Source organism: Clostridium chromiireducens (assembly GCF_003575225.1).
Lineage (GTDB): Bacteria > Bacillota > Clostridia > Clostridiales > Clostridiaceae > Clostridium > Clostridium chromiireducens.
In genome coordinates, this window is sequence record NZ_QXDJ01000001.1 from 70,841 (window position 1) to 92,320 (window position 21,480).

At 29.6% G+C, this 21,480-nt stretch carries 20 protein-coding genes; 3 read left to right on the plus strand and 17 right to left on the minus strand.

Annotated features, from left to right (window positions below):
* Positions 1 to 16: 16 nt before the first annotated feature.
* The 5 genes from D2A34_RS00275 to D2A34_RS00290 all read right to left on the minus strand — a co-directional run bounded on the left by D2A34_RS00275 (position 17) and on the right by D2A34_RS00290 (position 3,832).
* The gene (locus D2A34_RS00275; RefSeq protein WP_119365380.1) at positions 17 to 904 is read right to left on the minus strand and encodes a DUF1002 domain-containing protein; all 888 of its coding nucleotides are present in this window, start codon (positions 902 to 904) and stop codon (positions 17 to 19) included.
* 246 nt (positions 905 to 1,150) lie between these two features.
* Entirely contained in the window at positions 1,151 to 1,276 is a 126-nt protein-coding gene (locus D2A34_RS27375; RefSeq protein WP_279221595.1) for a hypothetical protein, read from the minus strand.
* A gap of 305 nt (positions 1,277 to 1,581) precedes the next feature.
* On the minus strand, positions 1,582 to 2,181 hold the full coding sequence (locus D2A34_RS00280) for a zinc dependent phospholipase C family protein (RefSeq protein WP_079438403.1): 600 nt from the start codon (positions 2,179 to 2,181) through the stop codon (positions 1,582 to 1,584).
* A 60-nt stretch (positions 2,182 to 2,241) separates the two neighbouring features.
* Positions 2,242 to 3,423, minus strand: coding sequence for a glycosyltransferase family 4 protein (locus tag D2A34_RS00285; RefSeq protein WP_119365381.1), 1,182 nt, complete (start codon positions 3,421 to 3,423; stop codon positions 2,242 to 2,244).
* 58 nt (positions 3,424 to 3,481) lie between these two features.
* Positions 3,482 to 3,832 (minus strand): hypothetical protein, encoded by a 351-nt coding sequence (locus tag D2A34_RS00290; RefSeq protein WP_119365382.1) that lies wholly within the window; start codon positions 3,830 to 3,832, stop codon positions 3,482 to 3,484.
* A gap of 211 nt (positions 3,833 to 4,043) precedes the next feature.
* Here D2A34_RS00290 and D2A34_RS00295 point away from each other — a divergent pair, with 211 nt between their 5' ends.
* The gene (locus tag D2A34_RS00295; RefSeq protein ID WP_119365383.1) at positions 4,044 to 4,433 is read left to right on the plus strand and encodes a thioesterase family protein; all 390 of its coding nucleotides are present in this window, start codon (positions 4,044 to 4,046) and stop codon (positions 4,431 to 4,433) included.
* 108 nt (positions 4,434 to 4,541) lie between these two features.
* Here the strand turns inward: D2A34_RS00295 and D2A34_RS00300 are convergent, their stop codons facing one another.
* The 11 genes from D2A34_RS00300 to thiS form a co-directional block, all read right to left on the minus strand.
* Positions 4,542 to 6,893, minus strand: a complete 2,352-nt coding sequence (locus tag D2A34_RS00300; protein WP_119365384.1) for a PAS domain-containing sensor histidine kinase — start codon at positions 6,891 to 6,893, stop codon at positions 4,542 to 4,544.
* A 269-nt stretch (positions 6,894 to 7,162) separates the two neighbouring features.
* Positions 7,163 to 7,669 carry a GNAT family N-acetyltransferase gene (locus D2A34_RS00305; RefSeq protein WP_119365385.1) on the minus strand — a complete coding sequence of 169 codons (507 nt, stop codon included), beginning with the start codon at positions 7,667 to 7,669 and terminating at the stop codon, positions 7,163 to 7,165.
* Positions 7,670 to 7,776: 107 nt separating this feature from the next.
* Positions 7,777 to 8,940 (minus strand): acyltransferase family protein, encoded by a 1,164-nt coding sequence (locus D2A34_RS00310; protein WP_119365386.1) that lies wholly within the window; start codon positions 8,938 to 8,940, stop codon positions 7,777 to 7,779.
* 205 nt (positions 8,941 to 9,145) lie between these two features.
* Entirely contained in the window at positions 9,146 to 10,003 is an 858-nt protein-coding gene (locus D2A34_RS00315; RefSeq protein ID WP_079438410.1) for a YitT family protein, read from the minus strand.
* 531 nt (positions 10,004 to 10,534) lie between these two features.
* Entirely contained in the window at positions 10,535 to 11,581 is a 1,047-nt protein-coding gene (locus D2A34_RS00320; protein ID WP_119365387.1) for an HD-GYP domain-containing protein, read from the minus strand.
* A gap of 200 nt (positions 11,582 to 11,781) precedes the next feature.
* A complete protein-coding gene (locus D2A34_RS00325) occupies positions 11,782 to 13,848 on the minus strand; it encodes a sensor histidine kinase (protein ID WP_119365388.1) in 2,067 nt (688 codons plus the stop codon).
* A 334-nt stretch (positions 13,849 to 14,182) separates the two neighbouring features.
* A complete protein-coding gene (locus D2A34_RS00330) occupies positions 14,183 to 14,902 on the minus strand; it encodes a histidine phosphatase family protein (RefSeq protein ID WP_119365389.1) in 720 nt (239 codons plus the stop codon).
* Positions 14,889 to 15,599, minus strand: a complete 711-nt coding sequence (locus D2A34_RS00335) for a PilZ domain-containing protein (RefSeq protein WP_119365390.1) — start codon at positions 15,597 to 15,599, stop codon at positions 14,889 to 14,891. The genes D2A34_RS00330 and D2A34_RS00335 overlap by 14 nt, the downstream gene beginning before the upstream one ends.
* A 221-nt stretch (positions 15,600 to 15,820) precedes the next feature.
* Positions 15,821 to 16,981: a 2-iminoacetate synthase ThiH gene (thiH, locus tag D2A34_RS00340; RefSeq protein ID WP_079438415.1), complete on the minus strand. Its 1,161-nt coding sequence runs from the start codon at positions 16,979 to 16,981 to the stop codon at positions 15,821 to 15,823.
* 11 nt (positions 16,982 to 16,992) lie between these two features.
* Positions 16,993 to 17,763, minus strand: coding sequence for a thiazole synthase (locus D2A34_RS00345; RefSeq protein ID WP_079438416.1), 771 nt, complete (start codon positions 17,761 to 17,763; stop codon positions 16,993 to 16,995).
* A 97-nt stretch (positions 17,764 to 17,860) separates the two neighbouring features.
* Entirely contained in the window at positions 17,861 to 18,058 is a 198-nt protein-coding gene (gene thiS / locus D2A34_RS00350; RefSeq protein WP_079438417.1) for a sulfur carrier protein ThiS, read from the minus strand.
* Between the two features lie 275 nt (positions 18,059 to 18,333).
* Here thiS and D2A34_RS00355 point away from each other — a divergent pair, with 275 nt between their 5' ends.
* Together D2A34_RS00355 and D2A34_RS26520 are read left to right on the plus strand one after the other, a co-directional pair.
* On the plus strand, positions 18,334 to 19,056 hold the full coding sequence (locus D2A34_RS00355) for a DUF1761 domain-containing protein (protein WP_119365391.1): 723 nt from the start codon (positions 18,334 to 18,336) through the stop codon (positions 19,054 to 19,056).
* Between the two features lie 144 nt (positions 19,057 to 19,200).
* Positions 19,201 to 19,359, plus strand: a complete 159-nt coding sequence (locus D2A34_RS26520) for a hypothetical protein (protein WP_169896759.1) — start codon at positions 19,201 to 19,203, stop codon at positions 19,357 to 19,359.
* A 269-nt stretch (positions 19,360 to 19,628) separates the two neighbouring features.
* On the opposite strand, the gene D2A34_RS00360 is transcribed toward D2A34_RS26520, so the two are convergent.
* Positions 19,629 to 21,479, minus strand: a complete 1,851-nt coding sequence (locus D2A34_RS00360; RefSeq protein WP_079438419.1) for an ABC transporter ATP-binding protein — start codon at positions 21,477 to 21,479, stop codon at positions 19,629 to 19,631.
* Position 21,480: the final 1 nt, after the last annotated feature.

The window sequence follows — 21,480 nt, forward strand, 5'->3', positions numbered from 1 at the left end:
AAGGCCTCCTATAAAATTATTTTGAGAATATATCTTTTATTGAATTCAAGAATCTGTTAAATAACTCTTCTAATTTTGCAAAAAAACCTTTAGCTTCTTCACTACTCAACTTATCTTTTAATTGATTAGTTACATCGTCTAATTGTGCTTTTAGATTATTGTAGTTAAGATCTAAGTCATTTATCTTGCTCATTACCGATTTAATATTCGCTATATCTTCATCTGTTAATTTATTTTTATATTCTTCTGTGGCTTTATCTACTATATTATTTAGTTCTGCATTTGACTTAGGTTTTTCCTTTATTACATCTTTTTTGATATCATTCATTAAGTTACTAGCATCATTTTGACCAATTTTTTCTGCAATATCTCCTGTAGTAACTAGTTCCTCGTTTGCCGCTTGTTTTTTATTTTCGTCGATTTTCTTCCCTGTACTGCTATTTTCAAAACCTTTTAGTATTCCAGTAAGTGCAGCAGTTCCAGATACTTTAAATGGCGCAGATGCTTTAACATTTGCATTTTCAATCCCTGCCGTAATTAGCGCATTTTTTATCATTCCATCATTAACCCAAGTAAGATTATTAGTGCTTACATTCAATCCACCCTTGTCTGTTGGTTCAACATAAGAACATGATATTGATTTGTTTCCCAGCTGTGCTTCTGTTGCAACTTTTCCTAAGTAAGTGTGTTCTTCCTTTGATGTAACTTCAAGTATATTAGCATCATTTTGGGTTACTCCAAATTCTTTTAACATCTGTTCCTTTTGAGAAGCACTTAAATCTGCCCCTAGGGTAACTGACTTAAATGAATCCGCAAATGCTGGCACCTTTGGAATTGATGTTAAAAATATACCAACAGTTAAAGATGATATAATTACTTTTGATATAAATGATTTAAATTTCATAATTTCTATTCTCCTTTAATTATGCTAAGAGTCTAATGTCAAAAAATAAATTGATTTTTTCTCGTTCATTATAGCATAAAAGTTATTAAATTTTATTTATAATAATCTTACTTTTATATTAATATTCACTTGTAGATAACCAAACTAAGAGTTTGATTTATACTTTGAAATACTTTCCATACCAGAAAGAGACTATCTATAGTTATATAGATAGTCAAAATTTATATTATTAATTTAGAAATTTATTTAAATTTTATGTTGTTTATTTATTGTAGATTCAAATTCCTTTGTCTTTTCCTGAGTTGAATCTGTTTCGTAAATAGCATTACAAGCAATTAATATAAAACTAATAAGAATAACTGCACCTAACATACTTATTCCCCCTAAAATATCTAATTGATCATAATTGTTTATATATAAATTATATCACACTTCCTATGTAAACGTTATATTTTTTTCTTGTTTTTCCAAAAATTATTTTATAATACTATGCTGCCTATAAATAAAGACAAAAAATTTTATCCAATACATTATATATTCGCAATATATAACGTATTGGATAAATATTTATCAATTTTTTCAAGTCCAATGAACTTTCACTATATTTTTTTCTCGGGTATAAATATTGATTTAATCTTATTATATATTTTGTTACTAAACTTTGCATATAACCGAGATTACGTTTGAATTTGTTTTGCACGAAATTTAAGATTATGTGCTAGGTCGAAACTTAAATTGAATATATTAGAACATACAATTGAAGTGAGTTCAACACATTGCTTAATGTCTAATAAATAAGATGCCTCACCTTTAATATAGTTATCTAATGTATTTTCAATTGAACTTTTTATTGAACTTAACCCATGTGAAATAAACTTTCTATTGCCTAATGCTTTTTTAAAGTGCTCTATCAAATTATCATAGTTCTCTAACAAATATTTCTGTAAATCTCGCTCATATTTTATATGATTGGGAATATTACCAACTGTACCTAATATGTGTGCATTGCAACAAAAATCACAAAGATAATGAACAACTATACCAAGCTGCATAGAATGATAAGCATTAAATTTTTTAATCAAGAGAAGCTTTCCTATTTTTTCAATAATGTATTCTAAAGACTTTTGCATGTAGTGTGGATGAGTTTTTACAAGCCAGCTATTATCTACCATAACAAGTCCAAAATTAAACGCGAATTTTGAAAATCCCTGTGGAATAATATGTGTATTGCTATTGAATGCTAATTCTGCTAATTTAACATGAGTTTTTACTTTCATAATTAAACTCTCCTATCAACTAATAGATAATTTATTTTAAAATATAAAGTTTATATATTCCTATACTGATATTTTTTCATATCCATCTTGATTTAAAATCATATTTTTATATAGTCTCTCTACTGTATAAGCAAAATGTTCAGCAGAAAAACTTTTTATGGATTTTATAGCTCCAAGTGACAATTTTTCTTTTTTAAAGTTATTATTAAGAATAGAATCTAAAGAGTTTATAAATTCTTCTTTTCCATTAAAAAGATATCCATTTATATTATTTTCTATTACACCTTTCAAGCATTTGTCTACCTTAGCCACAACAGGCAACCCTGATGCTAGTGCCTCAATATAGGTAAGGCCTTGAGTTTCACTTTGGGAGCTGCTTACAAAAACATCTCCTATTTGATAATACATACCAATATCATGCCATGGCCTTTCTCCCGCAAAAATCGTCTGCTCACTAATCTCAAACTTCTGTGCCATATCTTCTAAATTACACTTTTCTGGTCCATCACCAATTAAAACAAATTTGACATCCTTTTTATCTCTTAGGTAATCTTTCATAGCAACCATTATTTCCTCGATATTCTTTTCTTTTGATATTCTACCGATATAGAGTAAAATCTTATCCTTTTCTCTAATACCTAGACTTATACGTAATTTTTGTATTATATCAGCATTGTAATTATGCTTTGAGAACTTATTAAGTTCGATACCAGTTGGAATAATAGAAATACTTTGTCTTATATCATAGGATAGAAGCAGCTCTCTCACCTTCTCTGTTGGTACTATTACTTTATCGGCAGAATTACAGAATTTTATACTTATTTTCTTAGCTCCTATTTTTGCAATTTGATCTAGCACTTTAAACTTCCCAATATAGTGAGTGTAATCTTCATATATTGTGTGATAGGTATGAATAAACGGTACTTTTAATTCCTTAGCCATAGCCCTCCCAAAAATTCCAAGTGAAAATTCTGTATGAGTGTGAATCAAATTAAGTCCTAGCTTCTTTATAATTTTTGCTAGTCTAGGATTATAGAACATTCCAACACGCCTTGCACTAACAAAAGGAATACTTGGTACTCTGAATACATTTTTCTCTTCATTATCAGCTTTCGGATCTGTTGTTGTGAATACATACACTTTATGCCCACGGCTTTCAAGGTTTTCTTTTAAGATTAGCACAGAAGTTGCTACCCCATTAATTTGAGGGTAATATGTGTCGGTAAAAAGTCCTATATTCATTTACTTTTCTCCTTAATTTATCCTATTTATAATTAAAGTATAAAATATAAAAGTAAAATCAAAATACACAAAAGTTAAATAATATATAAATTAAAATAAAAGTTTTGTTAAAATAATAAAGTGGTTCTAAATTTTTAGGATGAGGAATATATATATATGTATTCTTAATACTTGTATTGTTTCCTTCTGTATTATTCTGTGGAGCTCCCATACCATTATTAATCACATTTACCATATTAGTATTTACAAAGTCACCCATAGTGTTATTTTGTGTGTCTTCCATATTATTATTGGTCGAGCTTTCCATAGATGGTGCTTCCTCAATTAGGTAATCATAAAATAATTCATCTTCTCTTACCCCTTTAATCGCTTCCTGTAAACTTTCATTATCTTTATTATTTAATTCCATAAATCTTCTTAATTCTCCTAGAAATAATTAACTCAATTCTATTTTATTAACTTTCTGCATATTTGTGAATTTTTTGCTCTAATACATGCATTAATATATTAGCTTATTTTTTATACTTGAAAGATACAAGCTTCTTTAGTAATATGGTGTTAATAAAAACCAAATATTCAACCATATTAATGATTTTAATTTAGAGAGGAAATGATGTTAAATGGAATTTGATTTAATAGAAGGGTCTTCGATTGTAAAAGAATCAACGGTTACTGAAAATGATACAGCAATAAAAATGGGATCAGGAGATTTAGAAGTTTACGCAACTCCCTCTATGATTGCATTTATGGAAAACACCGCTAAGGATTTAGTTTCTGGGAGACTTCCAAAAGGCTATACCACAGTAGGAATTGAAATTAATGTTAAACATATTAAATCTTCTCTACTTGGCGCGAATATAAAATGTAATTCAACTCTTATAAAAGTAGATGGAAAAAAACTATTTTTTGAAGTAATTGCTGAAGATGAAAGAGGTACTATAGGAAAAGGTTCACATATAAGATTTATAGTGAATGCAGAAGAGTTTATGAAAAAAGCAGAAAATAATTAAATCTCTCATTACTAAAATAAAGAGCTATATTTAAAGAATTGACTTCTTTAAATATAACCCTTTTTTCATTGAAAATAAAAATATTCTATTAAGCTATTTGTTGTCTTTTCATAAATAGATATCTGAAAATTCTACTTTAGTAATTTGTACAAGTTTATTATCACTGAGTAAATCATCTATTGTCTTACAACTTATATCTTCTGCAATCTCCTCATTAGGAAAAAATATAGTAAAGGTGCTGCCCCTATCAATCTCGCTTTTAACTGATATACTTCCGCCTAAAGCTTCAACAAATTTCTTTACAATTGATAAACCTATGCCTGTCCCTTCTGCTTGGCGGGATAATGAACTATCAACTTGTCCAAACCTTTCAAAAATGGTATCGATTTTTTCACTAGGTATACCTATTCCTTTATCCTCAATTTCTATATATACATTATTAATTTTTACACCAAGTCTTACTGTTATACTTTTATTAGCTGGTGTAAACTTAATAGCATTCGAAAGAATATTTAAAAGTATCCTCTCATATTTTTCATCATCAATACCTATTACCTTTTCTTTACATAAAGTTATGAATGTTAATGTAATATCTTTATGGGCGGCATATGTTTTGACAGAATCTACGATTGCTTCTGTCAAAAATACAATATCTAGATTTCTCTTATTAATTTTAATATTCCCTGCGCTAGCAAGAGTTACATCTAGAAGATTGTTTACTAATCTTAGCTGTCTATATGTATTTAACTTTATCATGCTCAAATATTTTTTTGCTTTATCTGATAAATCATCACTACATATGAATTTCATAGCTTGAACTGCAGAATTAATAACATTAAGAGGAGTTCTAAATTCATGTGAAATTATTGATAGAAATTCATCTTTCATTGCTATAGTTTTTTCAAGCGCTTCATTTTTTTCTCGTTCGGCTCGTAGAACTGAATCTTGTTGTAATCGTATAATCTTTTCTTGTATTACCTTTTCAGTAATGTCCTTCATGCACATTATTCCAAATAAAAAATTTCCGTTATCATCATATACCGGATTACCATTAATACATATATATATATCACTATTATGTTTTTTCACAAGAATTCTGAACTCTGTAACTATCTGACCTTTTATAATTCTTTTTGATGGAAGCTCCTCTTTTCTTAGTTCATTTCCACTAATATCAAAATACGTTATATTACTCTTATCGAGATCTTCTCTCATAATTTCCATGACATCAAAATATTTTCCAGCTGATTTATTTAGCATTGTTAATTTACCACTTTTATCGATCAAAACTAATCCATCCGATATATTTTCAATAATCGCCTTCAATTGTTCCTTTTGATTTTTAATTTCTATCTGGCTGTTTACTAACTCTGTAACATCATTAGCAGACGCAACAGACATCAATACATTATTTTCTTCATCATAAATAGGTGAAGCACTTACATCTAAAACCATATCTTTATTACTACATCTCACAATAATTCGTTCATCCTTAATTTTCTTTCCACTCAATGCACGAAATGATGGTGTTTCCTCAAAATCTATTGATTTTCCATCCATAGTGAAATATTTTATATATTTATGACTATCATTAAATATTCTTAACTTACTTGGACTATGTATTATCTTTCTAACCACCTCATTTTGAAGAAGTATGTTTGCATCTTTGTAATTAACAAAAATGCCCTTTGGCATACTCTCAAATATTGCTTCCATTTGTCTATTTTGAAGATTAATTGCCTCCATCTGCTCCTGGATTCTTTTCCTATTAAGAACTTGCTCTGTAACTTCGGAAGTATTACTAACCACATATTTTATCGCTCCGTCTTCAGGTACTGGTGTGATTATAGAGTTCCAATAAGTAATGCCTCTTTCATAACCAATATGTTCATACTCATTTATTTGAACTGATTCTCCTGTACATATAGCTTGTTGCCAAAATTCTGCTACATGACTTTCTTTCCAATTTGTTATAATCTTTTCTATTTTCCTTCCTATGCTATAATAAGATTTGTTAAATGGTGGTTCTAGGAAATCTAAATATTTCTGATTTGCTTTAATAAGCACCATATCAGGTACGCTATAAACTGCAACCCCGATGTCGTTTGATTTACATAACTGAGATAAATATGAGTGTTTAATTTCAAACTTTGAACCTTGCTTTTCTATTATAATATACCTTATCTCTTCCTTTTCTATAACTATCTCAATGTTAATATACCTTACTTCAAGAGATTTTGTAAATAAAAAATAGTCGGCTTTTTCATCAATGTTTTTAGCATCAATGCACGGACCGCCCCTCAAGAGGCTAAATACCTTTTCTATATTCTTACCAATTATTTCATCCATATTATATTCAGTCATTTCTATAAATTCTTCATTCACCTCAATAACTTTATCCTCTTTTACTAATACACAAGGAATTTTATCCATAGAAATACCCGAACCCTTTCCACCCATAATAATACCCCCAAATCCAACAACCTTTTTTGTAATTTTACACCGATAAGTAATATTTTACCACATCATTATATGTCTTTCTAGTTAAAAGTTAAACATGTTGTATATTTATACTTTTATATGCAACTAATTTCTCATTCCATAAAAATTCTTCACTCCTAGATTAAAAGAAAAAGTCACTACCTATAAAATTACAGTTAGTGACTTCTGAAATTTGTTTCTCCTTTTGACAATTTCATCTACCGCAAAAAATTCCTTTAAAAGAAATACTATACAAGTATTTTTTCAAAAGCTACTCTTTCACTTTTATTCTCTAATAAGATTACTCCACAATACTCAAAACCATTTTTCTTCAATAAATTCTGCATAGATATATTTTCTTTATGAGTATCTATCTTAATGCTATACATATCTTTCTCTAAGCAAATTTCCTTTACATTATTTAAAATGACAGACGATAAGCCTTGTCCCTTGTACGCATTATCAACTGCTACTCTATGAACTACAGTAAATTCATTATTGCTCAACCATTTTCCATTGTAAATAGTATTATAAGTTATTTCTCCATCGAAAGAAACTGCTGCTGTTGCGATAATCTTATTATCCTTAACCAAGACATAACTATGTCCATTATCTATATCATTTAAAATAACTTCTGGATTAGGATATCCATTTTGCCATTGGTCTATCCCCTGTTCTTTGAAATAATTCTGAGCTTGTTCAATAATTTCCATTATTCTATCAACATCTTTCTTAACAGATTGTCTAAATTTCACTTTTACTTCTCCTTTGTAATTTTCAAATTATATAAGTTTATCATATCACATTTTATAAATATTCTATAAACATAATCTCCCCCCAGAGATTGATTTATAGTAGAGATCTAAAATAATTTAGTTTCATCATATATTTCTTTAGGCTTAATTTCCTCTGATAACTTCTGCTCTGATTTAATAGCAAATATATAACACCAAAATTCCACACGCTTTATAAATTCATAAACAAGAAAGCAGGCTATAAATGTAATTACAACGATCAATATGAATTTAATTTCTGGGATTATATTAAGCTTTATGATACAAAAACCAACCATTGTATTTATAAGCATATGAATTATATACACAGGAAATGAAGCTTTCGATAAGTAATCCAATACCCTTGTATTTTTGTTGATAAATCTATTTGCCAATCCAAGAAGTGCAAATACAGATACAATTGTTGTTGAAGAATTAAAAATCCCATAAATACACCAAATTGGAGACCACGTCTCAAATGTATGTGGTATATTAAACTTTAAATATACGAAAATAATACTTAGAATTAAATATATCCATTTATCTCTAATAATAGATTTTTGATACCTATCATCAGCTGCTAGCAAAAAACCAATGAAAAATATAGCAAAATAAACTAAAGGATTCTTATCACCCAAAATATTAATTGCTGAAAAAATTGTAACAGGTATAGCTGCTAATATAAGCATTAATGGTTTTTCTAAAAAATCTCCAAGTCTAAATAACAAATTATTAAAGTCACCTTTACTTATTTTCATAAAAAAAGGCAACCCCACTAAAGAAAATATTAAAAGATAAATTACAAACCATAAGTGAGCTGGCGTGAAAGCACCAGTCAATCCTACAAAATCCCCTGGATTCTTAGTGAAAAACCTCAACAAATGATTTAAAAATGATACATTTTCATTCTTTGATATTAAATATATATATGTCATTACTGGATTTAATATTATACAACCAAACAAAGAAGGAATTAGTAACTTTCTTACTCTTTCATTTATATACTTAGTTTTTGTACGACACTGCAATGAGAAATAAACAGACATACCAGCAATTATAAAAAGAAGAGGCATATGAAATGAATGAAGAATTCTATCCAATATATTAAAAAGTTTTACATCAATAGTATCCTTTACATATACTATGGCACCTGGATCCATATTAAACATTAGTAATGAATGAAAAGGAATTACTAATAAAACGCCTATTGTTCTGAGCCAATCAAGATCATATCTTCGAGTTATCTGCTTCATTTTAATCCTCACTTATAATTTTTTTAACTATTATTGTTTTGCCCTCATTACTGAAATATATTCACATTATAACATAATTTGTAAATTACACAAATTTTTTAAAAACTTCCATATCTTTTTCTAGATAAAAAAACACCGTAATACGGTAGTTTATTAGTGTATTACGGTGTCTCCGTTTGATTAGAAAAACAATTTTATTAACTGCTTAATGTATAGCTTTCTTTCTATACTTCTTTCCAGTGCCCTCGACACTTGTAATTGTAATTAGGGCATCCTCATCAAAACCATTTACAATATTTTTTAACTTTGCTATTTCAAGTCTTGATAATACTACATATATTACATTTGTTTCATTTCCACTGTACGCTCCCTTTCCTTCTAAAAAAGTAAGCCCCCTTCCAAGTCTATCTATTATTGCCTCGGAAATATCCTTATTTTTATCTGAAACAATTATTACAGCTTTCGATTCATCAAGTCCTTGAACTGTAATATCTATCGCCTTAAAAGCAATAAAGTAAGCTAATAGAGAATACATCGCTCTGTCCCATCCAAAAATAAAACCCGAACTTCCCAATATAAATAGGTTAAAGAACATTACTATTTCTCCTATTGAAAATGCACTTCTCTTATCAAGTATTATAGCAACAATTTCAGTTCCATCCAATGAACCACCATTTCTAATAATTAAACCTACTCCTACGCCTAGTATGATACCACCAAATATTGTTGCCAAAAGGATATCCTGTGTTATGCCTGAAATAGGATGAAGAAGAGTTACCCCTATTGAAAAGCATATTACTGAGAATATAGTTGAAAGGGCAAAAGTCTTTCCTATTTGTTTATACCCTATAATGACAAAAGGTAAGTTAAATATCAATATAAAAATTCCAAGCTGTACCTTAGTTAAGTAACTTGCCATTATAGATATCCCCGTCATTCCTCCATCAATTATGTTATTAGGTATTAAAAATATTTCTAGCCCTATTGATGCCAGAGCTGCTCCAATCATCATAAAAAATACTTTATTAATATTTTCTAAAGCATGTTTGTACTTTTTTAACATTAATCATCCCCCCAATTTTATTTTTTATTTGATAATATATAATTTACTATATTTTATTAGTTCATTTAATATTCAATTATGATCTCACCTAATCATTAATCTACTATACATATGAAAATATTTCAATTTTCATATAAAATTAAATTTTTTCTCAAATTTACACTTGAATGTTTCGGAATTATAGAGCGTTATTTTATACTCTTTCTAATTTATTATAACATATTTTTACACACTATACTGTACACTAACCCAAAAACACTTTTCCCTAATTCTAGATGATGCTTGAGAGTTTTCCTTTTCAACTTTTTTTACTTTGACACCAACAATTGCACAAATCCTATACTGTTTAATACCTATGAATACTCAATTGTAAAAATAAGCCAGTCTATAAAATACTATATAAAATAACCCCATAGAAGATTTTACTTACTCATGAGGTTATTTTATACTTAATTATAATGCAAATCATTTTTCTTCATTCTTTTGTGCTTTTATACCCTCTAAAATCACTTTTAGTTTGTTAAGAAATCATTAATTAAAAATATTAATTATATTAAACCCTGATTCTCTTGAAAGATCTATAAGCTCATCATCAATTTTCACTATTGGACATAGTACATCATTAGGCGGTATATACACAATTTCGCCAATCCTTCCATCTTCAAATTCTACTTTCATGCCTATATAATATGCACTTATATTCTCTAGTAATGCAAAAATAACAGAGATATCATATTGATTTATTCCCTCAGTTATGAACATTAGAAAAGCTTTAAATGGAGTTACACCTTTTTTATATACTCTACTTGAAGTCATAGCATCAAAAGTATCAGCTACTGCGACAATCTTTGCACTTAACGCTATGTCCATTCCCTTTTTACCAAATGGGTATCCGCTTCCATCAATTCTTTCATGATGCATAAGAATTCCTTCTTTTATATTCTCATTAAAACCATGATGTTTATTGGCTATAGCATAACCCAAAATCGAATGTTTTTTTATTTCATCAAATTCTTCTTTAGTCAACCTACTAGGTTTGTTCAAAATTTCGTTACTTATTTTTATTTTTCCAATATCATGAAGAAGTGCAGCCTGAATAACATCTATAATTGATTCAAAGGATAAATTCATCCACTTTGCTATAAGCATCGAGTATATAGCTACATTTAAACAGTGCGTGTAAGTATATTCATCTGCCTCCTTTAATGAGTTTAAACACTCAATTAATGTATTAGGCTCATCTAAATAGTTAACTATAAAGTTGGATATTTGCAAAACATCATCAACATTAACTTTAGTTTCAGTTATTAATTCATTTAATACTCTTTTCATTAAATGAATATTTACCCCATATTCGTGTTTAAATTTTTTCAATATACTATGATTGTTTTTATCTAAATTATCTATGTCTTCTGCGACATAAACGCTAACCTTAAGCTCCCCCAAACCAATTAATTTGTCAATAATATATGAATTAAGTACTGTATTTCTTGAAGCAAGCTTTGCCCCATTATGTATTATATCCTCGGCTAAAATCATTCCTGACTTACAATTGAATACTAACATCATATGTTTCATTTATCTCATTCCCTCTATTTTTTATGTTGCACCTTGGTGTCAATTAAATTGTTAATAGTAGTAACATAATAATATAATTTTACATGTCATTTACCGCAAATTAATTTAAGGACGTAATTTTCCTTACTTTATCACCAAGTAATTTCTTTGTTAACAGAATATATAGACAATATTATCTTCTAATCATATCTTTTATTAACTTATAATGAATATATATCCGCAAATTCAATACTTATTTTTTCTACTTTACTTTCATATAAATGCCCATCAGAATTTTGTCTAACTTCAACTAATCTAACAGGTAATTCAATAATAAACTCGCTTCCTTTTCCATCCTCACTTAAAGCTTTAATATTTCCATCATGCATATCTACAATTGATTTTACAAGAGATAGCCCTATTCCGCTACCTTCTTTATTGCGTGCAAGGTTTTTTTCTACTTGCCCAAATCTTTCAAAAATCATATCTAGTTTATCTTTTGGCATTCCTATTCCACTATCCTTGATTGAAATAAGTACTTTATCCCCTTTATTAAACAGACTTACAAGTATTTGTCCACCCCTATTAGTAAATTTAATGGCATTAGACAATAAATTTAATATTATCCTTTCAATTTTATCTAAATCAATTGCCATTTCTTTTTCTTCTACATCAGTATCAAATAATAATTCAATTCCTTTATTCCTTGCATAATCCACCACTGATAAGGTTATATCTTCAACAACACTTACAACATTGTGATTATGTAAATCAACTTTAAAGTAACCAGAATCAAATTTTGATATATCTATAAGGTTATTTACAAGCCTTACAAGTCTATAACAATTTTGCTTTATTGTCTTTAGATATTTACTTGTTGCTAAATTCTCTATAGCATTACCATTTTCTTTTGAAGGTAATGATAATATCTGAACAGCTCCTAGTATTACATTTAAAGGTGTCTTCAACTCGTGGGATATATTAGAAAAAAATTCTGTCATCATTTTATTTAGTTCATTTGTCTTATTTATTTGCCTTTTATTTTCTAATATATGATTTTCAAGAAGTTGTATTTGCTTCCTTGGAGTAATATCCCTAAACATAACCATCGCTGAAGTTTTTCCTTCATACATACAAAAGCAATTTGTAACCTCAATATCGACCACTTTACCATCTAGTCTCAATAGTTTACTCTCTGTAAACGGAGTACTTCCCTTATTAAAAACTGCATTGTTAATTCGTTCAAACGCCGCATCTCTCATTTCATCAACTAATATATTTCCAACATCTAACCCAATAATGTCTTCCAAATTTCTTGTGCCTAGGAGTTCACTCATTCTTTGGTTTGCGAAAATCAATTTATTATCACTAATAACAAAAATAGCATTATCGGAGTTGTTAATTACCATATTAAAGCATTGTTGATTTGTGAATATTATTTCTTCAAATAATTTTGCCCTATTATCAGCAAAATTTAAATTTTCATTTATAATATTATAAGGCCTTCTCAATCCTGCCTCAACAACCCCTTTGTACATAAGATATGAAGCTATAACTGTCATTATATGTCCTATGATATTTGTCCACTCAAATGGAGTTATATAACTTATAAAAAACATTTCACATATTCCTGATAATATAAGAAAGCCTTCAATACAGATAAACAGATATCTACTAACATATTTTCTTAATGTGGAAAATATGGCCGCTATAGATAAAAAAGCTATACACAAAATATACTCGCTAATCACTTTAAAAGGTGTAAGTCCTACATTTTCAATGAAACATTCTGGGAAAACTTTGGCCGCTAATATTGATATTACCAAAAACATAGTAATAAAAAAATAAACAATAAATATAGTGTAAGGATTAACTTTTTTATCAGGTTTCCACATAAATATACTAGCTAATAGAAATGTACAAACGCCCATATATCTTGAAGAAATCCAAAATTGAGATGCCGTCTTCATACCGTCTATATAACTTAGGAACGGCATTCCTGGAAATGATAATAGATGAAAAATCCCTAATACTCCTACAAAAAAGTAACCCGTTCCCAGAACTAATAAGAAACTATTTTTATGAATTCTATAAGTATTAAAAGCAAATACAAATACGACTACAAAAATAAAGTTAATAAATATCTCAATTGCCGTATGAAAGAACAACTTATTATAATAATTAATCCAAAATAGAAATATCATAAAAATTGAAAAAAAGCTCCATTCTATTAATACCTCAAACTTAATTGAATTTAGAAGCTCTCTGAATTTCCTTATACTTTTCATACAATACCTCCTCATAATGTTTTTCAACAAATTATCTTTTGATTTTATCCCTTTCCCCACAATTCCTATTTTACTACTTATACATAAACATGTAAATGTATCCAATTGAAAGATAAATAGATTGATTTATAATACTAAAAAGGAGGTTACCTCTATTTTCAATATGCTCTAATTTATAGAGCCAGTAAATAGAAATGTAACCTCCTAATCAGATTTAATATTATTATAATTAGGCGCCAAACCTCAATCACCACAATTTTGTGGCGAGCATAACTAAATTAATCCGCTTTCGAATGGCCTGTACACAAATAAACTAGATGAGATGACCATTTTTCTAGCTTCTTTTATAGCTACTGCATTTTATAGCCTTTCCTTTCTCACTATAGCTAGTATCATTTACAGATTCAACAGTGAACTTTCCATCTTTATAAATAATCTTAGATATACTAGAATTAGCCATATCTCTTACGTTAAAACTCTTGTCTAAATGATCAATAATTAGTCTGATCATTCCTCCATGGACTACGACAAGTATGTTTCCCCCATCCTCATTTGAGTTTTCTTCGCATATATCCTTTATACTTCTCATAACTCTATTTAATGCAGTTTCATAATTTTCTGCCTCATTTGTTTCATCTAACTCAGCACATGAATTGCAATATTCTTTTTGAAAATCATATTTCTCTACCGCCTCTTTAATAGAACTTACATTAAGAAAATTCATAATGTCATTAAACATTATCACTTCCTTCTCTCCTTCATATTTCCCAAAACATACTTCTCTCAAACCTTCAAGTTCCACTAATTTCAAATTAGTACTTGCTGTATTTTCTTTTATTACTATTCTTGCAGTCTTAACAGCCCTACCTAAATCACTACTATATACGGCTTTAAACTTAACATCACTAAGCCCAAGTCCCACATTTACGGCTACTTCAAGCCCTTCTTTTGTTAGAACTCCATCGCACCACCCTTGTGTCCTTCCAGCCTTATTCAAAATAGTTTGTCCATGTCTCATTAAATATAAAGTAACTTCTCCTTTATTCTTGCTCATCTTTACCCTCCATAATTAAACCGAATCCACTCTGACGTTCCTCTTTAAACTTCTCTGAAATGAAATCTATAATTAGCTGCCTATGTTTTGGTTTTATATCATTAAACTTGTAAACGAGTCTATCATATTGTGGATTATTAAACGGCTCACTTCTTAATTTTTCACATAGCGCTACGATTTTTTCATCTTTCAAAGGCATTGATATAAGTCCATATTTAAAATCTATTTCATCTTTTGGAACTAAAATACATATTCCTCCTCCACTTATATTTACTGTATAAGTCTTTTTTAAAGTTGTAAAATAATGATCCTCTACATTATGTAAATCCTTATATTTTACACCAAGTGGAAATGGTGAATATTCTATATCCAAAACAACAGACAACCTTTCAAACTCTCTTCTTTCAATGAATACTATAGGTTTAGGTATACTTATTATTACAGATTGCTCAAAATCATTTTGACTGCAGCCAAGTATAACTGAAGAACATCTCACAGCCTTATGCTCATAAACTATAATAAATTCAGCAGATTCATTTTTATTTAACCTTATAAACTCTTTTTGTTTTATGTTAATTGAAATTCCTAAATATTCACTAGATATCTTTCTAATTACGCCATCAAACAAAGTTTTATTAGGTGTAATGAATTTAACTATACCATTTTCTTGTATACTATTTACATTTATAAATTCCATAAATATCACTTCTTCCTACCAGGCAAAACATATTCATATTCTAAATTAAGTAAAGAATATATTATATAATTTCTTAATTCCGCTTTTTACCTATTAAATTTGTTGTCATACTTTTAAATATCATAACACCTTTTAAGTATCATTTAAATAGATATGAAACAATATTTAAAAGATAAAAAAACACCTTATATTCTAAGATGTTTTTCATAAAGAAATTATAATTATACATAAACGTAATCGTTCATTACTGGTTGCAGTCCTTTATCTTTAATTGCTTCATACACTTCCTCTACCGTTCTGCAATCAGCAATTTCAAATTGGTTATCGCCTCTATCCTCAGCTTCTTCTGCATGACTACCAATTCCAGTACTTACACCTGCTGAAATCTTAGTAGCTGCTAAACCAATAACATTATTACGGAATCTTTCACATTCTCTTGTTGAAATAGTAATATTTGCAAACGGCATAAACAAACGATACGCTGTGATTACTTGTAATAGTTGCGGTTCTCGAACGTCCCTTGGATTAATTTTGTCATTATTAATTATCGGTCTTAATCTTGGGCATGAAAATGCTATTTCTGCATGAGGATAATTCCTTTGAAGCAGGTAAGCATGTACACCTGTAGCAAAAGCATCTTTACGAAAATCATCTAGACCAAGCAAAGCTGCAAATCCAACCCCACGCATTCCACCCTTTAGTGCCCTTTCTTGAGCATTAACTCTGTATGGGAATATACGTTTATGGCCTTCTAAATGTAAAGTCTCATACTTATCTGAGTTATATGTTTCTTGAAATACTGTAACAAAGTCCGCACCACATTCACGAAGATATTCATATTCATCCGAATTCATTGGATATACTTCCAAGCCTACTAGCTTAAAATATTTGCGTGCTATTTTACAGGCCTCTCCTATATATTTTACGTCAGACATTTTTCTGCTCTCACCGGTCAGAAGAAGAACTTCTTCTAATCCTGTTTTAGCTATTGCCTGCATTTCCTTTTCTATTTCTTCATAATTTAGCTTTGCACGGCGTATCTTATTATGACAGTTAAATCCACAGTAGATACAGTAGTTCTCACAATAATTTGCTAGATATAAAGGTGTAAACATATAAACTGAATTACCAAAATGCTTTCTTGTCTCTTCTTTTGCTAATTGAGCCATTTCTTCTAAAAAAGGCATAGCTGCTGGAGATAATAAAGCTGCAAAGTCTTCGATAGTCCGATAGTCATTATTCAAAGCTCTTTGCACATCTGCTGCTGTATACTTCTCATAATCGTATGCTTCCATTCTGCTGACTACTTGATTCATTATATCTGACTCGATAACTTCCATCCCTGGCATATATTCCATGTGATTTGTACGTTGTTCTTTCATATCTGCACCTCCTAATCTTCTAAAAATCCTATTAATGGTGAAGATGCAGAGGCACCCTTATCTAGAACACGACCTAAGCCAGATAGATATGCCGCACGCCCTGCTTCAATAGCTTGTCTAAAAGCTCCTGCCATAGCCGGAATATCACCTGCAGTAGCTATAGCAGTATTAGCCATAACTGCCGCTACTCCCATTTCCATAGCCTCGCAGGCTTGAGATGGTCTTCCTATTCCTGCATCAACAATAATTGGAAGATCTATTTCATCTACTAATATTTTAATGAACTCTTTTGTAGCTAGTCCCTTATTAGATCCAATTGGTGATGCAAGAGGCATAATACAAGCTGCACCTGCGTTAACTAGGTCACGAGCTACATTTAAATCTGCATGCATATATGGCATTACTATAAAGCCTTCTTTTGCAAGTATTTCTGTTGCTTTAATAGTCTCATAATTATCTGGAAGTAGATATTTTGAGTCGCGAATGATTTCTACTTTTACGAAATCTCCACAGCTCATAGCTCTAGCAAGTCTTGCAATTCTTACTGCTTCCTCTGCATTTCTTGCTCCCGATGTATTTGGAAGTAAAGTTACTCCTTCTGGAATAAAGTCTAGAATATTCTCTCCTCCACTTGTATTTGCACGTCTTAAAGCTAATGTAATCATTTGTGCACCTGCATTTTCAACTGCTGCCTTAATTAACTCTAAATTATATTTTCCTGAACCCAAAATAAATCTTGACGAAAATTCGTGCCCCCCAATTACTAGTGTATCCTTTTTCATTATAATCTTCTCCTTTTGATGTAATTTATAAGTCCTATTTAATACATTTTTCTGATATTAAATCAATTTTCTAAGGTCAAGCTTTTATTTAATGATATCAGCCGCCTCCAACAAAGCTAATAACCTCTAGCGAATCCCCATCTTTAATATTGGTTTGATTAAACTGGGCTTTTGGTATTATGTCACCATTTAATTCAACCACAACTCTTTCAACTAGATACCCTTTATTAATAAGAAATTCCTCTAAAGATATTTCATTCACGGTTTCTAATTCTTGTCCATTTACCTTTATCATATTACTCACCTCTTTCTTATATTTGTATGCAAAAAAGGCCACACGAAATAATACACCCAAGGTGGTGTACCCCTTCGTGTGACCTTCACACTCTGTCAATAATTATATCACTATCCTAAATCTGTGTCAAATTAATACATAAACGTATTAATTTGCTTAACTTGCCTTATCTAATAATTCATATTAAATTATTAGATTAAATTAACAAATTTACATAACTTTCCATAAATTCATATGATATAATTTTTATAAATCATTATATAAGGAGGTTCTTTATGGCATCAATAAATAAAACACCAACTAAAAAGTTATGGAACCCTAAATCATTTATTATATTCTCAATATTATTCTCATTTGTACCTGCTGGAATTATGAGTTCCTTAAACTATGGGCGATACGGTAATAATAAAATGAAATGGATAGTTCTGTTTTCAACTATTTTAGGATTTATAGGTATTATCACCTTAACATCCTTCTTCTCAATTGACTCTTCTGTTATCTTTATAGCTATTAATGCTGGATTAGGAATATATCTCAGTCTTGCTCAACGAAAATTGTATAAAGAACATATTGAAAACGGAGGAAAAAACGCTTCTTACCTTATGCCAATAGCTGTAGGAATTTTAATATTTTCAGTAACTGCCGCTTCAGTTTTATATAACATTTATATTCCTAAAAATGCACTTGACTATGGAAAAAATCATCTTTTTTATACAAGTAATATGCAGCAATCCCAAGCCAAGCAACTTGGGGATTACTTCAGGGATGAGCAATACTTCACAGATAACTCAGAAATTGATGTTAAAATAGATAAGCAAAAAGATTTATATATTTTATCTCTTGTTGTTGAAGGTGATTATGAAAACAATCAAAACTACATGGCACCCATGAAAGCAATATCACGGGAACTTTCACAAAATGTTTTTAAAAATAGTAAAGTTAGAATAGATTTATGTGATGATAGATTCAAGGTTCTAAAATCTATAAACGCTGATTAAATTTTCAATTAATCTAAACTTTTCACGTATTAATATGTATGTTTATCTTAATAATAATTATGTAACTAAAATATTTTATAACTTTCTTTTGTCTTAACTTTTAAAATGGCAATTCTAAAAAAATTATAATGTAGGAGTGATTATATGGCTAAAGAAAAAATAACTGAAGGCCCAATTCCAGAAGTTTATGACATTGAAAAAATAATAGATATTCATTCATCAGAAGCAGATCCTTCTTTTGATTCTAAAAAGGTTCAAGAAGCTACTGGTAAATCTCCACATCCAGAAGATTCTCAAAATTAAATTTTATTTTGCCACAATTTTGACACAACAATATACTATAATAAATTTAAAGATTAATTTAAGTTTTTCATAAATATTTACCCCTTATAAATATAAAAAATAAAGAGCAACATGTGTATTTACTGCTATACATGCTGCTCTTTATTTTTATCATGAACTAACCTAAATAATAAATATTTATAATTGAAATATGAAGTACTTGTTATCTTATAAGTACTTCACACGCAAAACTATTTAATTAAATACTAAAGTCATTAATCTTCAGCCTGTTAGCTTTCAGGCAGTTTTCCCATTTGACTAATAACCATTTTATAATACTGTCCCTTTTTCTTCATGAGGATTTTATGATCTCCACTTTCTAATATTTTTCCATCACCGATAACCATAATGCGGTCCGCGTCTCTAATTGTTGATAAACGATGAGCTATTAAAAAGCTTGTGCGATTCTTCATTAATCTAACTAATGCATGCTGAATATCTTTCTCAGTTTTTGTATCAACACTGCTAGTTGCCTCATCTAAAATTAGTATAGGACTGTCACACAAAACTGCTCTAGCTATCGATATAAGCTGGCGTTGTCCTTGACTTAAATTATCTGTGGCTCCTGAAACCATTGTATTATAGCCTTTTGGTAATTTATCAATAAAACTATGAGCTCGAGCTATTTTGGCTGCTCTTATTACTTGTTCATCAGTTGCATCTTTCTGTGAATAACGAATATTATCCATAATTGTACCTGTGAAAAGGCAGGTATCTTGAAGAACTACTGAAAAACAGCTTCTAAGACTCTCTCTCCTTAAACTAGTGATTGGTTTACTATCTATTAAAATCTTGCCGCTGTCTGCATCATAAAAACGCGTAAGAAGATTTACAATAGTGGTCTTTCCTGCTCCAGTTTCTCCTACTAAGGCAACTGTTTCCCCCGCCTTAACATCAAAACTTACATTTTTTAATATAGGTGTAGATTTATCATAAGAAAAACATACGCTTTCAAAAGTTACGTCACCCTTGGGAGACTCTATGACAATCGCATTTTCTATATCTGCTGTTTCCTCTTCACTATCTAAAATTTCAAAAACACGTTCTGCTCCTGCCAATGCCGATTGAATTGTATTAAACATACCTGCAACTGAATTAAGAGGCTGCGAGAATTGCTTTGAATAGCTCAAAAAACTAACTACAGTACCAATTGACAATCCATATGATACCGACAATATGCCTCCAACCATAGCGACAATTGCAAAAATAAAATTGTTAATCACATTCATAAGAGGCATCATATACCCAGACCAAATTTGTGCTTTACTGCTATTTTCATATAACTTCATATTAATTTCTTTAAACTGCTTTAATATATCTTGTTGTTTATCAAAAGCTTTTACCATTTTTAATCCCAGTATATTTTCCTCTATTAGCCCATTAAGTGATCCTAGGCTTCTCTGCTGTGCTGAAAAATAAGCACGGCTATGAGTAGCAATCATACGTGTTAATATCATTACTAAAGGTATACACAATAAAACTGTTACAGTAAGCGGAATATTTAGTGTTACCATAACAATAAACGAACCTGATAATGTTAAAATACTTGATATTAGTTGAGTAGTTGTTTGAGCGATAGTAGAACTAATATTATCTACATCATTTGTTATTCTACTCATTGTGTCACCATGAGAGCGCACATCATAAAATTTTAATGGGAGCTTCTGCATTTTTTCAAAAAATTCAGTACGTATTACAAGTACCAGCTTTTGTGATACCTTAAGCATAATAACACCATTAATACATGAAATAATCCAATTTACCGCATACAAAGCTAAAATAATAATTAATAACGTTGTAAGAGTATTTGTATTCACTATTCTAGTAGAAATTTTGAATGTATTAATTGTCTTACCAACAAAATATGGAATTGCAACAGAAATTAGAGATGAAAAAACTGTTAGTATCATTGCAGCAAAAATAGTTCTGGCAAAACGTAAATATATTTTCACTATACGCATCAGTGTTCCTTTGGCGTTTTTAGCCTTCTGTGTAGGAGCAAAACGATTTCCCCCTCCACCTACATGTCTCCCACCTATTGACGGAATCTTTACTTGAGTATTAGAAAATTGTTGTGCCATT

What these genes read in the sequence shown, in the direction of transcription:
- D2A34_RS00325 (WP_119365388.1), bottom strand. Translation starts at nt 13,848, where the DNA reads ATGAAAAGTATAAGGAAATTCAGAGAGCTTCTAAATTCAATTAAGTTT.
- D2A34_RS00320 (WP_119365387.1), bottom strand. Translation starts at nt 11,581, where the DNA reads ATGAAACATATGATGTTAGTATTCAATTGTAAGTCAGGAATGATTTTA.
- D2A34_RS00355 (WP_119365391.1), top strand. Translation starts at nt 18,334, where the DNA reads ATGGCATCAATAAATAAAACACCAACTAAAAAGTTATGGAACCCTAAA.
- D2A34_RS00280 (WP_079438403.1), bottom strand. Translation starts at nt 2,181, where the DNA reads ATGAAAGTAAAAACTCATGTTAAATTAGCAGAATTAGCATTCAATAGC.
- D2A34_RS00310 (WP_119365386.1), bottom strand. Translation starts at nt 8,940, where the DNA reads ATGAAGCAGATAACTCGAAGATATGATCTTGATTGGCTCAGAACAATA.
- D2A34_RS26520 (WP_169896759.1), top strand. Translation starts at nt 19,201, where the DNA reads ATGGCTAAAGAAAAAATAACTGAAGGCCCAATTCCAGAAGTTTATGAC.
- D2A34_RS00275 (WP_119365380.1), bottom strand. Translation starts at nt 904, where the DNA reads ATGAAATTTAAATCATTTATATCAAAAGTAATTATATCATCTTTAACT.
- D2A34_RS00290 (WP_119365382.1), bottom strand. Translation starts at nt 3,832, where the DNA reads ATGGAATTAAATAATAAAGATAATGAAAGTTTACAGGAAGCGATTAAA.
- D2A34_RS00345 (WP_079438416.1), bottom strand. Translation starts at nt 17,763, where the DNA reads ATGAAAAAGGATACACTAGTAATTGGGGGGCACGAATTTTCGTCAAGA.
- D2A34_RS00330 (WP_119365389.1), bottom strand. Translation starts at nt 14,902, where the DNA reads ATGAGCAAGAATAAAGGAGAAGTTACTTTATATTTAATGAGACATGGA.
- D2A34_RS00295 (WP_119365383.1), top strand. Translation starts at nt 4,044, where the DNA reads ATGGAATTTGATTTAATAGAAGGGTCTTCGATTGTAAAAGAATCAACG.
- D2A34_RS00300 (WP_119365384.1), bottom strand. Translation starts at nt 6,893, where the DNA reads ATGGGTGGAAAGGGTTCGGGTATTTCTATGGATAAAATTCCTTGTGTA.
- D2A34_RS00360 (WP_079438419.1), bottom strand. Translation starts at nt 21,479, where the DNA reads ATGGCACAACAATTTTCTAATACTCAAGTAAAGATTCCGTCAATAGGT.
- thiH (WP_079438415.1), bottom strand. Translation starts at nt 16,981, where the DNA reads ATGAAAGAACAACGTACAAATCACATGGAATATATGCCAGGGATGGAA.
- thiS (WP_079438417.1), bottom strand. Translation starts at nt 18,058, where the DNA reads ATGATAAAGGTAAATGGACAAGAATTAGAAACCGTGAATGAAATATCT.
- D2A34_RS27375 (WP_279221595.1), bottom strand. Translation starts at nt 1,276, where the DNA reads ATGTTAGGTGCAGTTATTCTTATTAGTTTTATATTAATTGCTTGTAAT.
- D2A34_RS00335 (WP_119365390.1), bottom strand. Translation starts at nt 15,599, where the DNA reads ATGGAATTTATAAATGTAAATAGTATACAAGAAAATGGTATAGTTAAA.
- D2A34_RS00285 (WP_119365381.1), bottom strand. Translation starts at nt 3,423, where the DNA reads ATGAATATAGGACTTTTTACCGACACATATTACCCTCAAATTAATGGG.
- D2A34_RS00315 (WP_079438410.1), bottom strand. Translation starts at nt 10,003, where the DNA reads ATGTTAAAAAAGTACAAACATGCTTTAGAAAATATTAATAAAGTATTT.